Origin of the sequence: Streptomyces sp. NPDC012637, from assembly GCF_042954805.1 — a bacterium.
GTDB lineage: Bacteria > Actinomycetota > Actinomycetes > Streptomycetales > Streptomycetaceae > Streptomyces.
In genome coordinates this window covers 43,451-66,421 of the sequence record NZ_JBIBDS010000012.1, presented here as the reverse complement: position 1 = coordinate 66,421, position 22,971 = coordinate 43,451, and the positions used below count along the sequence as shown (strand labels likewise).

The 22,971-nt window shown below is 73.7% G+C and carries 20 protein-coding genes; 7 read left to right on the top strand and 13 right to left on the bottom strand.

Features of this window, described 5'->3' with window-relative positions; translation table 11 throughout:
* Window positions 1-114: 114 nt before the first annotated feature.
* The 4 genes from ACFY8W_RS35740 to miaA form a co-directional block, all read right to left on the bottom strand.
* Window positions 115-2,271 carry an HD domain-containing protein gene (locus tag ACFY8W_RS35740; protein ID WP_391114791.1) on the bottom strand — a complete coding sequence of 719 codons (2,157 nt, stop codon included), beginning with the start codon at window positions 2,269-2,271 and terminating at the stop codon, window positions 115-117.
* A 318-nt stretch (window positions 2,272-2,589) separates the two neighbouring features.
* A complete protein-coding gene (dapF, locus tag ACFY8W_RS35735) occupies window positions 2,590-3,465 on the bottom strand; it encodes a diaminopimelate epimerase (protein ID WP_391114788.1) in 876 nt (291 codons plus the stop codon).
* Between the two features lie 313 nt (window positions 3,466-3,778).
* A complete protein-coding gene (locus tag ACFY8W_RS35730; protein WP_391114994.1) occupies window positions 3,779-4,243 on the bottom strand; it encodes a hypothetical protein in 465 nt (154 codons plus the stop codon).
* A 108-nt stretch (window positions 4,244-4,351) separates the two neighbouring features.
* On the bottom strand, window positions 4,352-5,290 hold the full coding sequence (miaA, locus tag ACFY8W_RS35725) for a tRNA (adenosine(37)-N6)-dimethylallyltransferase MiaA (protein WP_391114785.1): 939 nt from the start codon (window positions 5,288-5,290) through the stop codon (window positions 4,352-4,354).
* Between the two features lie 113 nt (window positions 5,291-5,403).
* Between miaA and ACFY8W_RS35720 the strand changes: the two genes are divergently transcribed.
* Both ACFY8W_RS35720 and ACFY8W_RS35715 read left to right on the top strand, forming a co-directional pair.
* On the top strand, window positions 5,404-5,691 hold the full coding sequence (locus ACFY8W_RS35720) for a hypothetical protein (protein WP_391114783.1): 288 nt from the start codon (window positions 5,404-5,406) through the stop codon (window positions 5,689-5,691).
* Between the two features lie 30 nt (window positions 5,692-5,721).
* On the top strand, window positions 5,722-5,979 hold the full coding sequence (locus ACFY8W_RS35715; RefSeq protein ID WP_391114780.1) for an Rv0909 family putative TA system antitoxin: 258 nt from the start codon (window positions 5,722-5,724) through the stop codon (window positions 5,977-5,979).
* 138 nt (window positions 5,980-6,117) lie between these two features.
* Here the strand turns inward: ACFY8W_RS35715 and ACFY8W_RS35710 are convergent, their stop codons facing one another.
* The 5 genes from ACFY8W_RS35710 to ACFY8W_RS35690 all read right to left on the bottom strand — a co-directional run bounded on the left by ACFY8W_RS35710 (window position 6,118) and on the right by ACFY8W_RS35690 (window position 12,135).
* Complete coding sequence (locus ACFY8W_RS35710) at window positions 6,118-6,825, bottom strand: class III extradiol dioxygenase subunit B-like domain-containing protein (RefSeq protein ID WP_391114778.1); 708 nt, start codon at window positions 6,823-6,825, stop codon at window positions 6,118-6,120.
* Between the two features lie 521 nt (window positions 6,826-7,346).
* A complete protein-coding gene (gene miaB / locus ACFY8W_RS35705; protein WP_391114776.1) occupies window positions 7,347-8,879 on the bottom strand; it encodes a tRNA (N6-isopentenyl adenosine(37)-C2)-methylthiotransferase MiaB in 1,533 nt (510 codons plus the stop codon).
* A 34-nt stretch (window positions 8,880-8,913) separates the two neighbouring features.
* Complete coding sequence (locus ACFY8W_RS35700) at window positions 8,914-9,588, bottom strand: HisA/HisF-related TIM barrel protein (RefSeq protein ID WP_391114773.1); 675 nt, start codon at window positions 9,586-9,588, stop codon at window positions 8,914-8,916.
* Window positions 9,589-9,598: 10 nt separating this feature from the next.
* Window positions 9,599-10,720 carry a 4-hydroxythreonine-4-phosphate dehydrogenase PdxA gene (pdxA, locus tag ACFY8W_RS35695; RefSeq protein ID WP_391114771.1) on the bottom strand — a complete coding sequence of 374 codons (1,122 nt, stop codon included), beginning with the start codon at window positions 10,718-10,720 and terminating at the stop codon, window positions 9,599-9,601.
* Window positions 10,717-12,135, bottom strand: a complete 1,419-nt coding sequence (locus ACFY8W_RS35690; RefSeq protein ID WP_391114768.1) for a four-carbon acid sugar kinase family protein — start codon at window positions 12,133-12,135, stop codon at window positions 10,717-10,719. The genes pdxA and ACFY8W_RS35690 overlap by 4 nt, the downstream gene beginning before the upstream one ends.
* Window positions 12,136-12,272: 137 nt before the next feature.
* Between ACFY8W_RS35690 and ACFY8W_RS35685 the strand changes: the two genes are divergently transcribed.
* Window positions 12,273-13,313: a LysR family transcriptional regulator gene (locus ACFY8W_RS35685; protein ID WP_391114765.1), complete on the top strand. Its 1,041-nt coding sequence runs from the start codon at window positions 12,273-12,275 to the stop codon at window positions 13,311-13,313.
* Here ACFY8W_RS35685 and ACFY8W_RS35680 read toward each other — a convergent pair.
* From ACFY8W_RS35680 to ACFY8W_RS35670, 3 genes are all read right to left on the bottom strand, one after another.
* Window positions 13,306-14,751 (bottom strand): hypothetical protein, encoded by a 1,446-nt coding sequence (locus ACFY8W_RS35680; RefSeq protein ID WP_391114763.1) that lies wholly within the window; start codon window positions 14,749-14,751, stop codon window positions 13,306-13,308. The two genes, ACFY8W_RS35685 and ACFY8W_RS35680, sit on opposite strands and share 8 nt — an antisense overlap.
* 63 nt (window positions 14,752-14,814) lie before the next feature.
* On the bottom strand, window positions 14,815-15,795 hold the full coding sequence (locus ACFY8W_RS35675; protein ID WP_391114760.1) for a hypothetical protein: 981 nt from the start codon (window positions 15,793-15,795) through the stop codon (window positions 14,815-14,817).
* A gap of 261 nt (window positions 15,796-16,056) precedes the next feature.
* Window positions 16,057-16,575: a hypothetical protein gene (locus ACFY8W_RS35670; protein WP_391114758.1), complete on the bottom strand. Its 519-nt coding sequence runs from the start codon at window positions 16,573-16,575 to the stop codon at window positions 16,057-16,059.
* Window positions 16,576-17,161: 586 nt separating this feature from the next.
* On the opposite strand from ACFY8W_RS35670, the gene ACFY8W_RS35665 reads away from it, so the two are divergent.
* From ACFY8W_RS35665 to ACFY8W_RS35650, 4 genes are all read left to right on the top strand, one after another.
* On the top strand, window positions 17,162-18,382 hold the full coding sequence (locus ACFY8W_RS35665) for an RCC1-like domain-containing protein (protein WP_391114755.1): 1,221 nt from the start codon (window positions 17,162-17,164) through the stop codon (window positions 18,380-18,382).
* A 16-nt stretch (window positions 18,383-18,398) separates the two neighbouring features.
* On the top strand, window positions 18,399-18,965 hold the full coding sequence (locus ACFY8W_RS35660; protein ID WP_391114752.1) for an RCC1 domain-containing protein: 567 nt from the start codon (window positions 18,399-18,401) through the stop codon (window positions 18,963-18,965).
* Window positions 18,966-18,981: 16 nt separating this feature from the next.
* Window positions 18,982-20,163, top strand: coding sequence for an RCC1 domain-containing protein (locus tag ACFY8W_RS35655; RefSeq protein WP_391114749.1), 1,182 nt, complete (start codon window positions 18,982-18,984; stop codon window positions 20,161-20,163).
* 91 nt (window positions 20,164-20,254) lie between these two features.
* Window positions 20,255-21,253: a TAXI family TRAP transporter solute-binding subunit gene (locus tag ACFY8W_RS35650; RefSeq protein WP_391114746.1), complete on the top strand. Its 999-nt coding sequence runs from the start codon at window positions 20,255-20,257 to the stop codon at window positions 21,251-21,253.
* Between the two features lie 263 nt (window positions 21,254-21,516).
* On the opposite strand, the gene ACFY8W_RS35645 is transcribed toward ACFY8W_RS35650, so the two are convergent.
* Window positions 21,517-22,953: an ATP-binding protein gene (locus ACFY8W_RS35645; protein ID WP_391114743.1), complete on the bottom strand. Its 1,437-nt coding sequence runs from the start codon at window positions 22,951-22,953 to the stop codon at window positions 21,517-21,519.
* Window positions 22,954-22,971 lie beyond the last annotated feature (18 nt).

Genomic DNA, 22,971 nt, shown 5'->3' with positions numbered 1-22,971 from the left:
GCCCGGGCCGCTCCTTCGGGCGGCGCGCGAGCCCGCCACCCGAAGGGGTCAGACCGGGGCCCTCCCAGGGGCGCGGGACCGGCCCGGACGGCTCCTGCAAGCGCCGAGCGGCGGTCAGAGCACGGGTGATGCGGGGTGACGGGCGCGGCGCACGTCGTACACCCCGGGCACGTCCCGCATGGCCCTCATCAGGGCGGGCAGCTGTGCGGCGTCCGGGAGTTGGAGGGTGTACGTGTGGCGGACGCGCTGCTCGCTCGGGGGCTCGACGGTGGCGGAGACGACGGCGACGCCCTCGCCGGCGATGGCCTCGGTGAGGTCGGCGAGCAGCCTGGGCCGGCCGAAGGACTCGGCGACGAGGGTGACCCGGCATTCGGCGGTGTCGCCCCAGTGGACGGTGACCGGGGCCCGGCCGTGCCTCCTCATGGTGTCGGCGGAGGCGCAGCCGGTGCGGTGGACGGTGACGGAGCCGCCGCGGACGACGAAGCCGGTGATCTCGTCGGGCGGTACGGGCGTACAACAGCCGGCCGGGCGTACGGCCGGAGGAGTGGCCCCGGCCGCCGCGCCGGGGAGCTCGGCGCGCAGCCGGGTGCCGGAGCGCCGGTCGGCGGTGACGCTCGCGGGCGGGCGGGGCGCCGCGGCGGGGACCTTGGCGGTCTCGGGATGGGTCTGGAGCCAGCCGGTGATGGCGATCCGCGCGGCGGGCGTACGGGCGTGGTCGAGCCACTGCGGCGAGGGCCCGGAGGTGGCGTCCTGGGCGAGCAGCAGCTGCACGGTGTCGCCGTCGTGGAGGACGGTGCTCAGCGGTGCGAGCCGGCCGTTGACGCGGGCGCCGAGACAGCCGTGGGCGGCCTCGCCGTGGGCGGCGTAGGCGGCGTCGACGCAGGTGGCGCCGAGGGGCAGGCTGATCATGCCGGGGGCGCCGCCGTCCGCGCGGAAGACGGTGATCTCCCGGTCCTGGGCGAGGTCGGCGTGCAGCGAGGTCCAGAAGGTGTCGGGGTCGGGTGTGGACTCCTGCCAGTCCAGGAGCCGGGACAGCCAGCCGGGACGGGTGGGGTCGACGCGCTCGCCGTCCTCGGCGCCGTCGGTGCCGTCGGGGTTCCCGGCGTACGGGTTGCCGAGGGCGACCACCCCGGCCTCGGCGACCTTGTGCATCCGGTGGGTGCGGATGAGGACTTCGGCGACGGCTCCGTCGGGGGCGGCGACGGCGGTGTGCAGCGACTGGTAGAGGTTGAACTTGGGCGCGGCGATGAAGTCCTTGAACTCGGACATCACCGGCGTGAAGCAGGTGTGGAGTTCACCGAGGACGGCGTAGCAGTCGGCGTCCTCGCCGACCAGGACGAGGAGCCGCCCGAAGTCGCTGCCGCGCAGTTCGCCGCGCTTGAGGCGGACGCGGTGCACGGAGACGAAGTGCCGGGGCCGGACCAGGACTTCGGCGCCGATGCCGGCCTCGCGCAGGACGCCGGACACCTGCTCGGCGATCGCGCCGAGGGCGTCGCCCGCCCCGGAGTTGTCCGCGATGAGGGCGCGGGTGGCCTCGTACTCCTCGGGGTGGAGGATGGCGAAGACCAGGTCCTCCAGCTCGGTCTTGAGCGCCTGGACGCCGAGGCGCTCGGCGAGCGGGATGAGGACGTCACGGGTGACCTTGGCGATGCGTGCCTGTTTCTCGGGGCGCATCACGCCGAGGGTGCGCATGTTGTGCAGCCGGTCGGCGAGTTTGATCGACATGACCCGGACGTCGTTGCCGGTGGCGACGAGCATCTTGCGGAAGGTCTCGGGCTCGGCCGCGGCGCCGTAGTCGACCTTCTCCAGCTTGGTGACGCCGTCGACGAGGTACGCGACCTCGTCGCCGAACCCGTGGCGCACCTGGTCGAGCGTCACGTCGGTGTCCTCGACGGTGTCGTGGAGCAGCGCGGCGGTCAACGTGGTGGTCTCGGCGCCGAGTTCGGCGAGGATCAGGGTCACCGCGAGCGGGTGGGTGATGTACGGCTCGCCGCTCTTGCGGAACTGGCCGCGGTGGGAGGACTCGGCGAGTACGTACGCGTGGCGCAGCACGGCCAGGTCGGCGTCGGGGTGGTGGGCGCGGTGGGCCTCGGCGACGTGTCCGATGGCGTCGGGCAGCCGGTCCCGGGCGGCGGGCCCGGCGGTCGCGCCGAGCAGGGCGGCCCGCCCGAGCCTGCGCAGATCGATCCTGGGGCGGCCTCGTCTGCGGCCGGGAGCGTCCGGGCCGGCGGCCTCGGCGTCGCTCACGGGGTTGGTGGCCTCTGCGCTCATGGGCAACCTCCGGCGGCGTCGACCGGCGGAAGGCCGGGCAGGCGTGCCCGGTGGGCCGGTGCTTGATGCTACCGAGCCCACCACGTGGCGCAGTCCCCCTCTCGCCGAGCGTGAACGGGATCACCCATTCGAGGGACGAATCAGTCGTTGACGGTTTCGATTCCCTCGCGTCCGAGGCGCGCGTCGGACGGTGCGCGTCGCGCCTCGGACGGGGCGCGTGAGGTGTCGGACGGGCGGGTCAGGCGTGGACGGGCGCGTCAGTCGTCGTACAGGGCGGGTCAGGCGTGGACGGGCGCGTCAGTCGTCGTACAGGGCGGGTCAGGCGTCGAGCCAGGACGGCTCGACGGTGCCCTCGGCGACGATCACCGCGGGGCCGGTCATCTCGATCTCGCCGTCGGGGTGCTCGGTGATCACGAGGGTCCCGCCGAGGACGTCGACGGTGTACGTGACGGGCGTGCCGGTCACGGCCGGGTCGGCGCCGTCACGGCGGGCGGTGGCGACGGCGACGGCGCACGCGCCGGTGCCGCAGGAACGGGTCTCGGCGGCGCCGCGCTCGTGGACCCGCATGGCGACGTGGCGCGGACCGCGGTCGGCGACGAACTCGATGTTGACGCCGTCCGGGTAGACCGCGGCCGGCTCGTACGGCGGCTCGTCGTAGAGGTTGCCCGCGTGGTCGAGGGACTCGACGAAGGCGACCGCGTGCGGATTCCCCATGTTCACGTTGCGGGCGGGCCAGCTGCGGCCGTCGACGGTCACCGTGACGCCGGCCTCGGGCAGCACGGCCTTGCCCATGCGGACGGTGACGGAGCCGTCCTTGTCGAGGTGGACGCGCTTGATCCCGCCGCGGGTGGCGACGGCGACCTCGCCCGCGGTGACGTGTCCGGCGTGCTGGAGGTAGCGCGCGAAGACCCGGACGCCGTTGCCGCACATCTCGGCGACGGAGCCGTCCGCGTTGCGGTAGTCCATGAACCACTCGGCCTCGTCGGCCATCGGCTTCGCCTCGGGGTGGGCGGCGCTGCGCACGACGTGCAGCACGCCGTCGCCGCCGATGCCCGCCCGCCGGTCGCACAGCCGGGCGACGACCGCCGGAGGCAGGTCGACGGCGTTCTCCGGGTCCGGGACGATCACGAAGTCGTTCTCGGTGCCGTGTCCCTTGAGGAAGGCGAGGGGCGAGGTCTTCTGCGCGTTGCTCACGCGATCAACTGTACGGGGCGGGCCCGACGAGGGCGGCTGCGGTCCAGGAAGCGGTACGGGCGCGGTACGGGCGCGGCCGCCGGACCCGCGCGGGGGCGAGAGGCCCTCCAGGGCCGGGGCGCCTTCCAGGGCCGGGACACCCCTCAGGACAGAGAAGCCCTCCAGGGCCGGGGCGCCTCACAAGGCCGGAGCGCCCCTCAGGACAGAGACCCTCCAGAGCCGGGCGCCTTCCAGGGCCGGAGCGCCCTCCAGGGCAGAGAGACCCCCAGGGCCGGGACGCCTTCGAAGGACACCCCTGCGGGCCGGGCACCGCTCAGCGCAGGCGGGCGACGCGCCAGACCGCGAGGGCGACCAGGACGGCACTGAAGATCACGTACAGCGCGAGGGCGCGCCAGTTCGGGCGCTCGCCGGAGCCGCGGACGGGCAGGCCCGGCCAGGTGTAGCCGACCCGGCGGGCGGCCATCATGCCCCAGCCCGCCGCACAGCAGCTGATCAGCAGGCCCAGCATGGCGACGACGGCGCCGCCGTCGCCCGAGCCGAAGGCGAGCGGGAACGCGAACATCAGGGAGCCGACGGCGGCGAGCGCGACGATCGGGGCGAGCTGCCAGATCCTCAGACGGCGCTGCGGGCGCAGTTCCACCTCGACTTCCGCCGCGTCCACCTCGACGGCGCTGCCCTCCGCCTCGTCCGGGCCGTCCGGCGTCAGACCGGGCGCCCCACCGGGGACTTCACCCCGGACGGCGGCCTGCTGCTCGGTGTCGCGAGGGCCGGCCTCCATCGCCACGCGCCCTCCCAACTCGGACTCCACTTGGTCGATCGATGCTCGATGATGGCACGCCGCACACCCCCGGAATGACGGGCATGACGTCCCGATGCCATCACGTGATCAGGCTGTAACCGCTCGTTCGACCAACGTCAGCGCCCGCCCCGCGAGTTCCCCGCGGTCCTCGGCGGCGCCGCTGAGCCAGTGCACCCGGGGATCGCGCCGGAACCAGGAGTCCTGGCGGCGCGCGAAGCGCTTGGTGGCGCGGATCGTCTCGGCACGCGCCTCGTCCTCGGTGCACTCCCCGGCGAGCGCCGCGAGCACCTGCTGGTAGCCGAGCGCGCGGGCCGCCGTGCGCCCCTCGCGCAGGCCGCGCGCCTCCAGGGCGCGCACCTCGTCGACGAGACCGGCCTCCCACATGCGGTCCACGCGGGTGGCAATGCGCGCGTCGAGCTCGGGGCGGGCGACGTCGACGCCGATCTGCACGGTGTCGTAGACGGAGTCGTGGCCCGGGAGGTTGGCCGTGAACGGCTTGCCGGTGATCTCGATGACCTCCAGGGCGCGGACGATGCGCCGGCCGTTGCTGGGCAGGATCGCCCGGCCGGCCTCGGGGTCGGCGGCGGCGAGCCGGGCGTGCAGCACGCCCGAGCCGCGCTCCTCCAGCTCGGCCTCCAGGCGGGCCCGGAGCTCGGGGTCGGTGCCGGGGAACTCCATGACGTCCAGGGCGCCGCGTACGTACAGCCCGGATCCGCCGACCAGGATCGGGGTGCGGCCCTCGGCGAGGAGCCGGTCGATCTCGGCGCGGGCGAGGCGCTGGTACTCGGCGACGCTGGCGGCCTCGGTCACGTCCCAGATGTCGAGGAGGTGGTGCGGGACGCCGCCGCGCTCCTCCATCGTCAGTTTGGCGGTGCCGATGTCCATCCCCCGGTAGAGCTGCATCGAATCGGCGTTGACGACCTCGCCGCCGAGCTGCTGGGCGAGGAACACGCCCAGATCGGACTTTCCGGCCGCTGTGGGACCGACGACGGCGATGACCCGCGAGGCGGGAGCTGCACTTCTCACCGCCCCAGTCTCGCAAACCTCGCGGCGCGTCCCCGAATGAGCTACGTGACGGCTCCCATCCGGCTTCGTTGCCTGTTGCGGAATAAGGACCCTGAGTACGCTAGGGAGCAGATATGGGCGTTTTCGCACTGTTTCGCCGTAAGAGTAAGGAAGAGGTCGAAGAGGTCTCCGAGGCGACGGCCGTGGCGGAGGACGCGACGGAGGACGTGACGGAGGAGCCGCCCGGCGCCGGGACGCCGGAGGCGCCCGAGGCCGTGGAAGCCGTGGACGCGGCGGCTGCCGCGGACCCCGCCGAGTCCGCCGAGTCCGTCGAGTCCGTCGACATCCCGAAGCAGCAGTCGGCGGAGGAGGCCGCGGACAACGAGGCCGGCGAGGGCGCCCGGAAGCAGGCCCTGAAGTAGGCACGAGGAACGCGGAGGGACGGTGACCCCATGGGTCTCCTGGATACGTTGAAGGCCAAGCTCGCCCCGGCCAAGGACAAGGTCTCCCACCTCGCCCAGGAGCACGGGGGGAAGGTCGAGCACGGCCTGGAGAAGGCCGCCAGGAAGGTCGACGAGAAGACCAAGGGCAAGTACAGCGACAAGATCGAGTCCGGCACCGGGAAGGCGAAGCACGCCATCGACCGCCTCGCCCACAAGGACGAGGGCCCGGCCGGCCCCGCCGGTCCGACCCCACCGCCGGCCGCCTGACCCGGTTCACCCTCCTCCACGCGACGGCGGACGGCCGCGGAGCTCGAGCGCCGCGGCCGTCCGCCGTCGTGCGCCGCTGGGGCGTGTCTTCCGGACCTTGCCGGCGTCCCGACGCCCGGCCCGATCCGAAAACAGGCCCTAGCTCCAGGCCGCGACGAAGTAACCGACTCCGTAGGGCGCGTTCTCGTAGAGCAGTCGCCCCGCGAGACCGGCACCCTCGGCGGCGCCCGCGAGCACCTGCCAGGGCGCCCGTCCGGCGGCCTTCAGCTCGTACGCGAGCTCCGCGTCCAGGGCCAGCAGCGCGGCCGGGTCGGCCTCGCCCAGGGCCCGGGCGACGGCCGCGTCGAAGGCCTCGGCGCGCTCGTCCAGGTAGCCGGGTGCCTTGACCGTGCGGCAGGCACTGCCGTCGCCCATCACCAGCAGGGCGACGCGGTCCGCCGACCCGGCGATCTCACGGCCGGCCGCGGCGCAGCGCTCGGCCTCCGACGACTCGCCGACGCCCAGTCCCTCGATCGGTGCGTCCGCCCAGTCGGTGTGCTCCAGGAGCGAGGCCGCGACGGCCAGCGAGGCGGGCAGCGGCCGGTCACCGCCGGGCCCGACGCCGAGCCGTACGGTCAGGTCGACGCCGAACCCCGCGAAGGAGCCGGCCGAACCCGCCGGGTGGACGCCCCGGCCGTCCTCGGCCGCGGGCCCCACGACGACCAGCCGGTCGGGCCGGGACGCGGCGAGCACGCCGAGCGCGTCGGAACACGCCGTGCGCGCGTCGTCGAGCTCGGACGCGGCCCCGGCCGCGACGGCGGGCACGAGGAGCGGAGGGCAGGGACAGACGGCGGCGGCGACAAGCATGATCCGCAGCCTACTGCGGCGGCGCACCGGACGGGCCGGAGGCGCGTCACCGGTGGACCGCCCGCCCCAGGGCGCGGCGCTCCCCCGGATCCAGACCTGCGGCCCGGTCCTACGGCCCCGGTACGGCGACCTCAGCCCTGCGAGCTCACATTCCGGCGGGCCCAGCGGCACCGTGGTCCGGTGGTCCAGGAGTCCGTCGGTCCAGAGTCCGGTGGCTGCGGGATCCGGCGGTGCGCAGTCCGTGGTCCCGGAGTCCGCTGGTCCACCAGTCGGGAGCTCCAGCAGTCCGGGCTCCCGCAGTCCGGTGTTCCAGCAGTCCGAAGCTCCACCAGTCCGAAGCTCCAGCAGTCAGGAGCTCCACCAGTTCGGAGCTCCACCAGCCGGGAGCTCCATCAGTCCGAAGCTCCACCAGTCCGAAGCTCCACCAGTCCGAAGCTCCACCAGTCCGGAGCTCCACCAGCCGGGAGCTCCGCCAGTCCGAAGCTCCAGCAGTCCGGCGGCCCCGTAGGGCCGCCGGGCCGTCAGTGGCTGCCGCAGGCCGGCGCGTCCGCGACCGGGAGGGGCGCCGGGACGCCGATCTTGGGCAGGCCCAGCAGGACGCCCGCAGGCTTCGCTGCCGCGGCGGCGGTGCGCTTCTCCCAGGCGTCGCCCGCGCGAGTGCGGCGGACGGCGGTGGTCGGGCCCTCGGCGAGGAGGTGGTGCGGGGCGGCGTAGGTGATCTCGACGGTCACGACGTCACCCGGGCGCACGTGCTCGTCCGGCTTGGTGAAGTGGACGAGACGGTTGTCGGGGGCGCGGCCGGACAGACGGTGGGTCTCGCCGTCCTTGCGGCCCTCGCCCTCCGCGACCATGACCTCCAGGGTGCGGCCGACCTGCTTCTTGTTCTCCTCCCACGAGATCTCCTCCTGGAGGGCGACCAGACGCTCGTAGCGCGCCTGCACGACCTCCTTCGGGATCTGGCCCTCCATCGTGGCCGCGGGAGTGCCGGGGCGCTTGGAGTACTGGAAGGTGAAGGCGTTCGCGAAGCGGGCCTCGCGCACCACGTGCATGGTCTGCTCGAAGTCCTCCTCGGTCTCGCCGGGGAAGCCCACGATGATGTCGGTGGAGATGGCGGCGTGCGGGATCGCGGCGCGCACCTTCTCGATGATCCCGAGGAAGCGCTCCTGCCGGTACGAGCGGCGCATCGCCTTCAGGACCGTGTCCGAGCCGGACTGCAGCGGCATGTGCAGCTGCGGCATCACGTTCGGAGTCTCGGCCATCGCGGCGATCACGTCGTCCGTGAAGTCGCGCGGGTGCGGCGAAGTGAAGCGGACCCGCTCCAGGCCCTCGATCTCGCCGCAGGCGCGCAGCAGCTTGCTGAAGGCCTCGCGGTCGCCGAGGTCGGAGCCGTACGCGTTGACGTTCTGGCCGAGCAGCGTGATCTCGGAGACGCCCTCGCCGACCAGCGCCTCGATCTCGGCGAGGATGTCGCCGGGACGGCGGTCCTCCTCCTTGCCGCGCAGCGCCGGGACGATGCAGAAGGTACAGGTGTTGTTGCAGCCGACGGAGATCGAGACCCAGGCGGCGTACGCGGACTCGCGTCGGGTCGGCAGCGTCGACGGGAAGGCCTCCAGGGACTCCGCGATCTCGACCTGCGCCTCCTCCTGGACGCGGGCGCGCTCCAGCAGCACCGGCAGCTTGCCGATGTTGTGGGTGCCGAAGACCACGTCGACCCAGGGGGCCCTCTTGACGATGGTGTCGCGGTCCTTCTGCGCCAGACAGCCGCCGACGGCGATCTGCATGCCGGGCCGGGCGGCCTTCTTCGGCGCGAGGTGGCCGAGGTTGCCGTACAGCTTGTTGTCGGCGTTCTCGCGGACCGCGCAGGTGTTGAAGACCACGACGTCGGCCTCGCCGTCGGAGCCCTCGGGGGCACGGACGTAGCCGGCGTCCTCCAGGAGACCGGACAGCCGCTCGGAGTCGTGGACGTTCATCTGGCACCCGTAGGTGCGTACTTCGTAGGTTCGCGTCACGCCCTGCTCGGCCACGGCTCCGGTCCCGTCTTTGCTGCTGGTCACCTGACAAGGGTAAGGGGGGTTGGGGGCTGCCCCGCTACGGCCGACGGCCGCTCGCCTCCAGCACGGCCGTGAGCTGGGCGGCGAGGCCGCCGGCGGCAGGGCGGACGGCTCCCGCGAACGCCGCCGAGCCGACCGTGAAGGCGTCGGCTCCGGCCTCGGCCAGGGCGTGGATCTGGGCGGGAGTGGTCAGCGAGCCCGCGACGACGAGCCGGCCCGTGGTCGCCGCACGGGCGGCGCGGACCAGGTCGAGCGGGTCGGCCTCGGTGGCGCGGTGGGCGAGCAGGTCGACGCCCGCGCAGCCGGCGGCCTCCGCGTGGCGGCAGTCCGCCGCGATACGAGCCGGGGAGCCGGCCAGCCGGGTCGGATGGCCCTGGGGCTCGCCGACGAAGGGCAGGTAGCGGACGGGCGTGCCGGCGAGCAGGGCCAGTGTCTCCTCGATCCAGGTGCCGCCCATCAGCCAGTCGACGCCGAGGTCGACGGCCGCCCGTACGGAGTCGAGGGCCTCGTCGCGACCGGTGGCGACGACCTCCAGGTGGCTGGTGGCGCCGAGCTCCCTGATCTGCTCGTGGAGCCTGCGCAGGGTGGCGCCGTCGACGCCGACGTCTTTGAAGCCGATGTGCGTGATGCCGAGCTCGCGGACGGAGTCGAGGACGTGCAGGCAGTCCGTGACGGTCCGGTCGTCCCGGGTGAGCATGAAGACGAAGTCCATGGGAGTTCCCCTAGGCGTGGGCGGCCAGCTCGGCGGCGTGGCGCAGGGCGGTGAGCAGGCTGGTGTGGTCGGCGGTGCCGGTGCCCGCGAGGTCGAAGGCGGTGCCGTGGTCGACGCTGGTGCGGACGAAGGGCAGGCCGAGCGTGATGTTCACGCCGTGCTCGAGGCCCAGGTACTTCACCGGGATGAGTCCCTGGTCGTGGTACTGGGCGACGACGGCGTCGAACTCGCCCGCCCGGGCCCGCATGAAGACGGTGTCGGCGGGCCAGGGCCCGCTCGCGTCGATGCCCTCGGCCCGTGCGGCGCGCACGGCGGGCGCGATGACGTCGAGGTCCTCGCGGCCGAAGAGGCCGTTCTCGCCGGCGTGCGGGTTGAGGCCGGCGACGGCGATCCGGGGCGGGGTGGCGCCGCCGCTCCGGCGCAGGGCGTGGTCGGTGAGCCGGATGACGTCGAGCTCGCGGGCGACGGTGAGCGCGTCGACGGCGTCGCGCAGCGACTGGTGGACGGTGACGAGGGTGACCCGCAGCTCGTCGTTGGCCATCATCATCGCGTAGCGCTCGGTGCCGGACAGCTCGGCCAGGATCTCGGTGTGCCCGGGGTGCGGGACCCCGGCGAGGCGCAGCGCCTCCTTGTTGACGGGTGCGGTGGTCAGCGCCCGTACGTCTCCCGCGAGGGCGAGCTCGATGCCCTTGCGCACGTACGCGAAGGAGGCGGCCCCCGCGGTCGCGGCGACGGTGCCCAGGGCGAGGTCCTCCGGCAGGGCGGGGCCGACCGGGAGCACGTCCAGGACTCCGGGCGTCCGCCCGGCGCCGAGCGCGGCCGACACGGGGCGCACGCGCAGGGCCGCGCCGGTGGTGCGGCAGGCGCGGCGGAGGGCGCCGGGGTCGCCGATGACGAGGACGGGCGGGATGGCGGAGGCGGAGGCGGGAGTGGGGGAAGAGGCGGAGGCCGCGGCGGGAGCTGGGGCCGGGGCGGAGAGGCGCGGGTCGGCGCAGGCCTTGACCGTGATCTCGGGGCCGATGCCGTGCGGATCGCCCATGGTGACGGCGATCGGGCGGTCGGGCGAGACGCTGTCGGGCAAGGGGCGGTCGGGCCCGTCCCCGGGCCGGGGTGCGGCCCCGCGGCCGGTCACCGCGTGCCTCCCGCCGTGAGCAGGGTGTGGAGGCGTACGAGGGCCTCGTCGTCGCCGAAGCCGCCCGCCTTGACGAGGACGGGGAGCCGGGGCAGAGCCGGGGGCACGGACAGCGGCCCGGCTGGCGGCCCGGACAGCAGCCCGTCCGGCGGTCCGGACAGCGGCCCGGCTGGCGGCCCGGACTCGCCCGCGCTCACCACGTGTGGCGCGGCGGGCGCGTGGAGGGTGCCGCGGGCGATGCCGGGTTCGGGTTCGTCGTAGAGCTCGATGCCGTCGGCACCGAGCGCACCGAGGACGGCCGCGGCGGTCTCGCCTCCGGTGAGGACGAGTCCGTCGGCGCGGCCCTCGGCGACCGTGCGCCGCACCTCCTCGACGAGTCGGGCGAGCAGCGCGGCGGGATCGGTTCCGCGTTCCTCGGGGGTGTGGAGGACGGCGACGGGGCCGGTGGACCGCGCGCGCAGGGCGGTGAGTTGGCGGCGGCTCGCGGGGTTGGCGCTGCCGACGACGACCAAGGGGAGCCGCACCGGGGGGAGTTCGGGCGGTGCGGCGGCCGGGTCACGAGGGTGGCGGCGGGCCAGGGCGTCGGCGAGGCCCGGCGAGCCGACCCAGAGGACCTCCTCGGGGCGGGGCACGGCGGTCACGATCGCGTCCAGGTCGGCGTCGGTGACCGCCGAGCAGACCAGTACCCCGCCCTTCTCGACCGCCTCCGGCAGCCCTTCGGGTCCTACGAGGACGGCCTCCGGGAGGATCCGGGCGAGGTCGGCCGTGCGCACCGGGTGCGCCGGGTCGCGCGCGAACTCGCTTTCGTCGACCCGTACGCCCCGCACGTACTGGACGCCTCCGACCGTCGTACGGCCCTCGACGGGGAAGGCGGGCGCGACGATCGCGGCGCGGCGGCCCGATCCGGCGAGCGCGGCGCGCAGTTCGGCGGCCACGTGGCCGCGCAGGGTCGAGTCGACGGTCTTGATCAACAGGTCGGCGCCCGCGAAGGCGACGGCCGCCCTGCGCGTACGGGCGGCCGCCTCGGTCGCGTCGACGAGCCGGGTGCCGAGGTCGACGGCGGTGACGCCCTCCCCCGGCGGCGAGGCCGGCGCAGCGGCCGGCCGGTCGATGGGCAGGTCGGCCGGCGAGCCGGCGGCCGGACCGACGGACGAGCCGACAGGCCGGGCGGCGGACGGGTCGGCAGGCGAGTCGCAGAGGACCACGGCGCTGTGGCCGGTCCTGCGGAACGGGGCGGCGCCGTCGGCGGCGCTGGTGAGGTCGTCGGCGAGGACGGCGACGGTGGCGGGCGGCATGGGCGGCTGGTCCCTCGGGTCGCGGAGCGGGTCGGTGCGGATCGGCGGGTCGGTGCGGATCGGCGGGTCGGTGCGGATCGGCGGGTCGGTGCGGATCGGCGCGTGGACGCGTCCGGGCACGGACGCGGCACATCGGCGCTCAGCGCGCCTCCGTGCCACGCGCCTCCGCACCTCCGGTGACGCGATCAACACTGGCGCAGTCCGAAGCCCCAGGACAAACGATTCTTTCTCACTCCACCCGTGAGTAGATTTCACACATGACCCGGCCGGACCTGCCCCCGCTGAACACCCTGCTGCCCTTCGAGGCGACCGTGCGCCACGCGAGCATGACCCGGGCCGCGCGGGAACTCCACGTCACGCACGGTGCCGTGAGCCGGCAGGTGCAGAACCTGGAGAAGGCCCTCGGTACGCCGCTCTTCGAGCGTGGGCCGCGCTCTCTGCGGCCCACGCCGCAGGCCCGTCGGCTCGCCGCCGCCGTCCGGGAGGCCCTCGACGCGATCGAGCAGGCCGCCCGGGAGGTGTCCGGGCGGGAGCGGGGCGGCCCACTCGCCCTGTCCTGCGAACCGACGCTGCTGATGCGCTGGCTCATCCCGCGCCTGCCCGACCTCGCGGCACGGCACCCGGAGCTGACCGTCCACCTGTCCGCAGGCGGCGGGCCGCCCGCCTTCGCCCGTGACACCCTCGACGCGGCCGTTCGCCGGGACGACTTCCCGGTGCCGGAGGGCGTGAGCCGGGTGCCGCTCTTCGAGGAGTGGATCGGACCGGTGTGCCACCCTCAGCTCGCGGAGCAACTACTGGACGGCGGACCCGTCACCCGGCTGCACACCGCCACCCGGCCTTCCGCGTGGGACGACTGGCGCCGCCTGACGGGACGCGCCCCCACCGGGACCCCGAGGCCCTCGGAGACCGCGGGGCCCTCGGAGTCGTCGCATTCCTCCGAGCCCTCGCAGACCTCGGAGCCCTCGGAGCCCTCGCAGACGCCGGAGTCCCCGGAGTCCCCAGAGTTCCCGGAGTCCCCGGAGTCCCCGGAGCAGACCTTCGAGCACTTCTACCTCGCTCTGCAGGCGGCCGTGGCGGGCGTGGGCGTGGCCGTCGGTCCGTACGCGATGGTCCATGACGACCTCGTACGGGGCCAGTTGGCGGCCCCGTACGGGTTCGTCGCGGACGGGACGGGCTACGGGCTGCTCAGCCCGCGCCCGCCGGAGCGGGATCCGCGGGTCGCCGCGCTGCTCGGCTGGCTGCGGGAGCAGACGGCTTCCCTGACGCCGCCCGCGGGGAGCCGGTCCGGGCTCAGCTGAGCGGGACGGTGCGGATCTCCCGTACCGACCGGGACGCGGCGGGCGCGGCGGGCGCGGCCACCTTCAGGAGCCCCTTGTCGGAGGAGTAGGCGGCCGATCCGGCGTCGACCGGGGTGGTCGTCATGGGCCGGGCCGCGGCGCACCGCTGCTTCTCCGCCTCGGACATGGGGCCTGTGCGCTGGAGCAGCCGGTCGGGCACCCCGCGCGAGGGTCCGTCGATCACGGCGTGCAGCCGGTAGTCGTCCTTCTTGCTCAGGAACCAGCCCTCGACCCGCTCGCGGCTCGGCTGGAGCTCCACCCAGCTGACCTCACCCGGCTGGATCCGCTCGACGACCGTGCGCTGGTCGCTGCTGAACCACTGCCACGCGCGCTGCCAGCTCTTCTCGTACGCGAGGGAGAACTGACCGGCCGTCGGCCGCTCCTTGATCCGCTTCTCGTCCTCCGTGCGGTCGCCGGACGTGGGCAGTTTGGCCACGTCGTTGAGGGGGAGGCCGTCGGCGGCATAGGTCTGGGAGATGCTGTCGTGGCTCCGTTCCGAGAAGGAGACGACCCGGGTGTGCTCGAGGGAGTTGCGGGTGCAGTTGACGAAGGCCTCGCCCACGACCCGGGCGCGGTCGTAGTAGCGGAACGACATCCGCATGTCGGGGCGGAAGACACAGGCGTTCTCGCCGTTGCAGGCGGCGGCCGCGTTGTGCAGGGTCTTCTCGCGCTCGTTGCCCTTGTACGCCTCCGCCCGCCCGAGGTCGGTCTTGTCCACGGTCCTGTCGAGCGGAACCGGCACCTCGGTCGCGCGGATGCGGGCGAGCATCGGGGTGCAGGTCACATGGGTCTTGGAGTCGGTGACCTTGGAGGCGAAGGTGAGCAGCGGCTCGTTCTCGCCGGCCGTGAAGGTGTAGGTGCGCTTGGTCCAACGGCCGGGCCCGGGTTTGCCCTTGACGCGGTCGGGATCGCCGGCGGTGGTCACGAGCCGCGCGACACCGCCGGAGCCCTCGACGGTGTAGAGCTGGCCGTCGACGACGTCGGCGCCGTTGCACTCCTTCGAGACGGCCGGGCTGTCCTCGTAGCTCACCGTCACCTCGGCGCCCTTGCGGACCCCTCGCAGGCGCTGCCTGAGGGAGTTGCCCTCCTTTTCGAGGGCGACGCCGTGGGCGGTGTCGGTGCGGCCGGAGGCGGACGGGGAGTAGCGCTGGTTCCGGCCGTCCCAGAAGTCGAGGCCGACGGTGGTGGGGCCGTCGCCCTTCATGACGGGGTCGGCGAAGTCGCCGTTGAGGACGTCGACGGCCTGTGGGGCGGGAGCCTGGGCGGCGGGGGCCGTGGCAGGCACTTCGGCGGGGGCCGCGGCACCGGCCGCCGGCCAGGCCGCGAGGGCGGGGAGCAGGAGGCCTGTCGCGCCGACGGCGGCCAGGGTGCGCAGGGAGCGGGTCGGAGAGGAAGACATGGGGACGGACTCCTCGGTGGGGGGTGGTGCGTGCCAGGGGCGGGACGTCGTGGGGAGGTTGCTTCAGGAACCGGCGGGGCGCAGGACCTCGACCCGCTTGGGCGCGGCACCGGGGACGAGGGCGTCGCGGGCGGGCAGGGAGCGGGCACCCAGGGACCGGTGGGCCAGGGACCGGTCGGCCGCGGACCGGTCGGTCGGCGGCGGCCCCGGCTGCGGGTTGTTGCCGCCGCCCGTGTTGCCGGTGGGGCGGGTGCGGCCGCAGAGATTGGCTGGTGCGGCGTAGGTCTGGGCGACGAAGGTGCTGGAGTTGACCATGGAGGGACTGTCCACGGCGATTCCGGTGATCTGGGCACCCGTGTTGGCGATGAGACTGCCGACGACCCGCCGCATGGACGCGCTCGCCCCGAACACCAGCATGTCGTAGGCCTTGACCGTGGTCTTGTAGGTCGTCGCCTCGGTGTTGTCGACCGTCCACGACTTGGAGTACGTGGCCTTGAAGGCGGCCTCGAAGGCGAGTTTGGCCGCCATCGAGCCGGCCACCTTGCCACCGGCCGCGACGCTGGTCTTGGTGCCGTTCGTGGAGGTCGGGCCGTCCTTGAGGTTGGGCGTCTTGTGCTCGCTGGTGATGTCGTTGGTGAGGTTGGTGGTGACCTCGCCGGAGGCGGTGATGGTGCCTTCGGCGGTGATCTTGCCGGAGATCTCGCCGCCGATGTTGTCGGTGCTGGACGTGCGCAGGGTGACCGTGCGGTCGACGCTCATGTCGCTGTCCGTGCAGTTGACGACCGCGTTGCCGAGGGACCGCACGGCGGTCGCGAACTCACGCCCCTGCTTGGGGTCGATGGCGAAGCGGCAGGCATCGGCCTTGGTCTCGCAGTACTTCAGGATGTCGGCGATCTTCGCCGGACGGCCGTCGGCGGTGACGGCACGCGGGGTGGGCGGCTCCCCGGGGCCCTCCTCGGCGCCGACGGCGGGCGGGGCGAGGGGTACGGCGAGGCCGAGAGCCAGGAGGGGCAGGAACGCGAGCGCAGGACGGCGCGAGGGCATGGGGACATCCCTTCGGGACGGGAGCGGGGAGGAGGGAGACAGGAGGGACGGAAACCGCGGGGACGGAGACCGGGAGGGGGACGGAAACCGCGGGGACGGAAACCGCGGGGACGGAAACCGGGGGGGAGGAAAACCGGGGGAACCGGGAGGGAAGCAGAGGAGAGGAAGCAGGGGGCAGAGGGAGACAGCAGGGGGCAGAGGACGGCAGCAGCGCGGCGCGGCAGAGGCCCGGCAGCGACGGGGAGACGGGAGACCGCGAGGTCAGGAGCCGAGCAGCGAGCAGAGCTGGGACACCGGGAACGGGGACTGGCCCGGGTCGATCGATCCCTCGGGGAGCGAGGCCGGGAAGCCGGCGCAGGTGCTGGTGACGGCGGACTGGGCGTTGTCGCTCGGGTCCGGCTTGAAGCCGCCGATCGTGGTCGTCATGCCGGCCAGGCCCTCCTTCTCGCCGTTGCCCTGGGCGAGCTTGCCCATGCAGGTGCCGGAGTCCGCCGCGTCGGGCCTGCACTCCTCCAGGTCCTTGCCGACCTTCTTGATGTCCTTGTCGGCCTGGGCCGCCGACTCCTTGGTCTTCTTCTGCTGCTCGTCGATCTCCTTGGCCTCGTTGGCGTTGGCCTCGTTGTCCTTGCACTCCTGGTCGTCGGGCTTGCACTCCTCGGCGGGTACGGACGGGGCCGCGGCCCAGACGGCCGGCGCTCCGGTCAGGGTGAGCGCGGCGGCGAGTGCGGCGGCGGCGAGCACCCGCCGTACGGAGGCGGCTGCGGGCAGGGCGGATGGCATGACAACTCCCTGGGGACGGGGGTGAATTGAAGGTCGGGTGAAGGGCGCGGCAATCGCGGCGGGGACTCGTCACCAAGATCGCCGAGCGCATGCCGAAGCTAACCGGACCGGTCTCGACGCCCCGGCGCGACACACGGCGCGGCGCGGGCCCGGCACCCGGCTCACCACATCGGCGGAGCGCACCCGCGGTCGGCCGAACGGCCCGCCCGGCTGCCGGGCGGAGGCCGGGCGGCGGGCACCCTCTCGACACTCGTCCGGATGGTTCCGGGACCCCCGCGCGGGGCCCGCGCGCCGCCCCGGGCGGGGGCGCTCACCCTCCCGGGCGCCTCCGATCGGCGGCCTTGCGCCCCGGGGCGGCGGGCCCGGCGCACTCGACCCCGTTCCGGTGAAACCGGCACCCCGGTCTGTTTCCCGAACGGCCGTCGGGCATACGGGTGTTTCGGCCGTTCCGGCTCGCGCCCATGATCATTGTCGGTCAGTCTGCTCATGTGTCCGGCGGCCCGTTCCAGGCCGTCGGACCAGGTCCCGGGCACCCCATGCCCGTGGTCCGCCCTCCCGTACGTCCCCCACGAAGGAGAGCAGACCCATGTCCCGATCACGACGCGTTCCCCTGCGTCGCAGGCTCCGCTGGAGCCTCGCCGCCGTCACCGGGATCGCCGCCCTCGCCGCGCTCCCGGCGCTCGCTCCCGCCGCCCTCGCCAACGAGGGCAACCCGACGGTGCTGAGCTGGGGCGCCGGCCGCACCGGCCAGCTCGGCAACGGCACCCTCAACGACAGCCTGTCCCCCAGCTCGGTCACCAGCCTCTTCCGCGGTGACGTCGACCAGATGTCGGCGGGGGGCACCTCCTCTGCGGACTCGTTCACCCTCGCCCGTACCGACAAGACCGTGAAGTCCTGGGGCCACAACTCCTCGGGCCAGCTCGGCAACGGCGGCAACGACAACCAGACCGTCCCGACGACCGTGCCGCGCCTGACCAACGTCAAGGACGTCGCCGCGGGCGGCAAGCACGCCCTCGCCCTCGACACCAGCGGCCAGGTCTACTCCTGGGGCGACAACTCCTACGGCCAGCTCGGCAACAACCGCACCGGCGACAGCCGTACCGTCCCCGACCGCGTCCAGGGCATGCCGAAGGTCAAGCAGATCTCGGCGGGCTGCGACTTCAGCCTCGCACTCCTGGAGAACGGCAAGGTGTACGCCTGGGGCCGCGGCATCCACGGCCAGCTCGGCAACGGCAGCCGTGCCACCAGCTCCGTGCCCCGGCAGGTCAAGGACCTCACGGACGTCGTCGCGATCGACGCCGGCTGCCACCACGCGCTCGCGCTGACCGCCGACGACACGGTCAGGTCCTGGGGCTACAACCTCTACGGCCAGCTGGGCAACTCCAGCACCAAGTCGTCCACCGTACCGGTCGACGTCGACTGGCTGGAGGGCGTCTCCGAGATCGAGGCGGGAGCCTTCCACAACTACGTGAAGACCAGCGACAGTCACGTCTGGGGCTGGGGCAACAACCAGTACGGCCAGCTCCTGGAAGGCGACGAGGCCTTCGGCGACAACGTCTCGCGCACCAACCGCACGGCCCCCGTCGAGATCCCGCGCCTGGAGGGCGTCCAGCACCTCGCGGCGGGCGCGCGGCACGGCGTCGCGGTCACCGCGGACGAGGTGTTCGCGTGGGGCCACAACGGCGAGGGCCAGCTCGGCAACGGCACGACCGTGTCCCGGTTCGAGTCGGTGAAGATCCTCGACGAGGGATCGAAGGTGAAGGACGTGGCGGTCTCGCTGGGCGGCAACTCGACGTACGCGTACTGAGCGGGGTGCGTACCCGATGACGCACCTCCGCAGCGCGTACGGGCTCGGCGCCGCGGTCCTCGTCCTGCTGGGCCTCGCCGCCGCGCCCGCCGGTGCCGAGCCGAGCGATCCGTGGGTACGGGCCTGGGGCCTCAACAGCGCCGGCCAGCTCGGCAACGGCTCCACGCTCGACCAGCAGACGCCGTCGGCGGTCTCGGGCCTGTCCCGGGACGACGTGCGCGAGCTGGCCACCGGCGGCGGCAGCAACGACCGGAACAATGCCGTCGCCCTCCTCCAGGACGGCACCGGCCAGTCCTGGGGCGGCAACAACAAGGGCCAGCTCGGCGACGGCAGCACCGTCAAACGCACCACGCCCGTCCCGGTCCCGGCACTGACCGGCGTCTCCTCCCTCGCCGGCGGTTACGCCCTCTCCTTCGCCGTCCTCGACGACCAGTCCGTCCTCGCCTGGGGCGACAACGCGTCCGGTCAGCTCGGCGACGGCACCACCACCGCGTCCTCGTCCCCGGTCGTGGCACTCCCCCCGGGCAGCGGCACCGGCCGCGTACCCGCGCTCCTCCCCTGGAAGAGCAGTTACGCCTACTGAAACGAAAGGCACGCAGATGACCCCACCCCTGCGTCTCACCCTCCTCGCCGCCCTGTCCCTGGCGGCGCTCCCCCTGACCGCACCGCCCGCCCACGCCGGCACCGACCCGTGGGTCCGGGCCTGGGGCGACAACGCACAGGGCCAGCTCGGCAACGGCTCCACGCTCGCCCAGCAGACCCCGGCGGCCGTCATCGGCATCGCCCGTGACGACGTCCGCAGGCTCTCGGGCGGCGGGGGCGGCGCCGGCACCGCCGCCAACTCCTTCGCCGTCGCCCTGCTCAAGGACGGCACCGTGAAGGCCTGGGGCAGCAACGCCACCGGCCAGCTCGGCAACGGGACCACCACCGCCCAGAGCTTCCCGGCCACCGTCACCGGCCTGTCCGGCGTCAGCGCGGTCTCGGCCGGACTCAACCACGTCCTCGCGGTCAGGGGCGGCCGGATCCTCGCCTGGGGCAGCAACGCCTCGAAGCAGCTCGGCACCGGCCAGGACACCACCAATCCGTACAAGGCACCGATCCCCGTGCAGAGCCTGGACAAGGTGAAGGACGTCGGCGCGGGCTGCGACTTCAGCGTGGCGCTGCGCCAGGACGGCACCGTCTGGACCTGGGGCAAGGGTGACAACGGGCGGCTGGGCACCGGCAACAACACCACCCGCGAGACCCCGCAGAAGGTCCCGGACCTGGAGAACGTCGAGGCCATCTCCGTCGGCTGCGAACACGTCCTCGCGCTGACCGCCGACAACACCGTCAAGGCCTGGGGCAAGGGCGGTGAGGGCCAGCTCGGCGACGATCTGAAGGCCGACAGCAACAAGCCCGTGGACGTCGCCTACCTCGACGCCGTCGCCAAGGTCTTCACCGCCAACGCCACCAGCTTCGCCGTCCTCGACGACGGCAGCGTGGCGGGCTGGGGCAGGAACACCGAGCGGCAGCTCGGTGACGGCACGGCCTCCCACCGCACCACGCCGGTCGTCCTCGACCACCTCAAGGGCGTGCAGGACATCTCCGGGGGCGTCGACTTCACCCTCGCCGCGCTCGACGACGGTTCGGTGATCGGCTGGGGCGCCAACGCGGCGGCCCAGCTCGGTGACGGCACCACGACCGGGACGACCGGGACCGCGACGGTGACGGCGCTGCCGCCGGGCAGCGGGGTCTCGCACGTCTCGGCCACCACGACCGGAAAGTCCGGTTTCGCCTACTGACCGTAGCGACGCCGTGGCGACTCCGTAGCGATACGGGTCCTGGCCGGGGTCAGCCTGGCCAGGACCCTCCGCGAGCTGGCAGGATCGCGCCATGTTCGCCGCGATGTCCCGTTCTGCCCGCCGCCGCCTGCTCCAGGTCTCGGCGGCGCTCCTGGTGCTGGCCGGGGTTCTCGTCTGGTGGCTGGTTCCTTTCGGCACGAAGACGCCGAGCGGGCACATCACCTTCAGCACCGGCGTGCCCACGGGCGTCTACCAGCGGTACGGCGAGCTGCTCCAGGAGGCCCTGGCCCGCGATCTTCCCGAGGTCTCCATAACGCTGAAGAACAGCGAGGGCTCCCAGCAGAACCTGGCCAGGCTCGCGTCCGGCGAGGCCGATTTCACCGTGGCGACGGCGGATGCCGTGGCCCAGTACCAGCGGGACCGCAAGCCCGGCTTCGAGAAGCTGCGCGGCTGCGCCCGGCTCTACGACGACTACGTCCAGCTGATCGTCCCCAAAGGCTCGCCGGTGGAGACGGTGGCCGACCTCCGCGGGCGGCGCGTCGGCGTGGGCCAGCCCGGCTCGGGCGTGCGGCTGATCGCCGACCGGGTGCTCGCGGCGGCCGGCCTCACGCCGGACGTCGACATCGTCCCGGTCTCGGCCGGCATCGACACGATGCCGGGCCTCATGGAGCGGCGACAGCTCGACGCGTTCTTCTGGTCGGGCGGACTGCCCACACAGGCCGTGCAGGCCCTGTCCGAGCGGCTGCCGATCCGGCTGGTGCCGCTGGACGCCGCCCTGGTGGACAGCCTGCACGATGTCGGCGAGTCGACCCGTCACTACCGCTCGGCGACCATCCCGGGCGACGCGTACAGCCTCGCCCAGAGCGGCAACCCGGTGGACACCCTGGCGGTGGCGAACATCCTGGTCACCACGGACGAGGCCGATCCGGACCTGGTGGAGGGCTTCACCCGTACGGTGATCGCCAGCAGGGACGGGATCGGCAGCCAGGTGCACCCGGCACAGCTCGTGGACCTGCGGACGGCGATCTACACCGAGCCGGTGCCCCTGCACGAGGGCGCCCGGCGCTACTACCGCTCCGTGAAGCCGTAGGCGCGAGCCCGAACCGCAAGGCGGAGGGCGAAGGAAGAAGCCGCGCGCCCGGGGCCCGAGCCCCCAGGCAGCCTGCGGTCTCAAGCCTCAGGCCCGCAGACCTCAGGCCTCCTCAGGCCTCGGACCTCAGGCTTCAGGCCCCAGACCTCACGCCCGACGGGCAACGCCTCAGACCTCCGGCTCCAGGCCTCGCCGGCCGGCTCCGCCGCGACCGGTGGCGCATGCCGGGTGGCCGGAGCGGCGGCCCGCTCGGCCTCGCAGCCTCAGGCCTCGTCACCCGGCTCGCCGCCGGGTCCGCGGCCGGCCCTCGGGTCGTTGCGCGGCACGGCAACCGTCACCCGCAGGCCGTGGGGGGCGTTGCGGGTGAACGCGATGGTGCCGCCGCCCGCCGCGAGCAGGACGCGCGAGATGGACAGGCCGAGGCCGGAGCCCTTGACGTTCTGGTGCCGGTTGGAGCGCCAGAAGCGGTCGCCCACCCGCTCCAGCTCCTCGTCGGTGAGCCCGGGCCCGTGGTCGGCGACCGCTATCTCGACGGTCCGGCCGTCGGCGGCGAGCCGGACCGTGACGTCGACGTCCTCGCCTGCCGGGGTGAACTTCAGGGCGTTGTCGATCACCGCGTCGAGCGCGCTGGACAGTGCCACCGGGTCGGCCCAGGCCGTGACGGCCGCGGTGTCGGCGACCAGCGCCACGCCCTTGTCGTCGGCGACCGGCCGCCAGGAGGCGACCCGCTCGTCGGCCAGCGCGCCGATGTCGGTGAGCCGCAGGTCGGCGGCGGTGTGCTCGGCGAGCGCCAGGTCGAGCAGGTCGTCGAGGACCTGGGCGAGCCGCTTGCCCTCGGTGCGCACGGACGCGATCTCCTCGTTCCCCTCGGGAAGTTCGAGGGCGAGCAGCTCGATCCGCAGCAACAGCGCGGCGAGCGGGTTGCGCAGCTGGTGGGAGGCGTCGGCGACGAAGGCCCGCTGCTGGTCGAGGACGTCCTCGACGTGGTCGGCCATCTCGTTGAACGAGCGGGCCAGGCGGCGCAGTTCGGGCGGGCCGCCGGTGGCGGCGACCCGGGAGTTCATCCGTCCGGTGGCGATGTCGTGGGTGACGGCGTCGAGCACGCGGACGGGCCGCAGTACCCAGCCGGTGAGCCGGAAGGCGGCGCCGACGGCGAGCAGCATGGCGGCGGCCTCGCCGGCGAAGATCAGCAGCCAGTCGCGCAGGATGCGGGAGCGGAGCTGCCCGGTGGGCGAGTCGGTGACGACGACGGCGACGACGTCCCCGTCCCGGACGACCGGGGAGGCGATGGTGAGCCGGGCGTCGCCCTGCCAGGGCCAGACCTGCGGCGGGTCGTGGCTGCGGCGGCCGAGCAGGGCCTCGTTGAACGCGCGCCTGCCCTCGCCCTCGTACGGTACGACCCAGTCCTCGGGCGCGGTGGCCATGGCCCGGTTGTCGCGGTAGAAGATGCCGGCCCTGATCCCGTACACCTCGTGGTAGCTGGCGAGTTCGCCGCTGAGCGTGGAGCGGCGCTCGTCGGGGCCGAAGCGGCTCTCGCTGACGAACTGGGCGAGCGCCGCGAACCGGGCGGCGTCGTCGAGCCGGTCGACGACCACGCGCTGCTGCTCCGACGCGGCGGTGCTGGCGGCGAGCGGGAAGCCGAGGGCGAGCAGGACGCCGGCCATCAGGACGATGAGGAGCGGGAGGAGTCGGGTGCGCACGAGCGGGCGGGGTGGGGG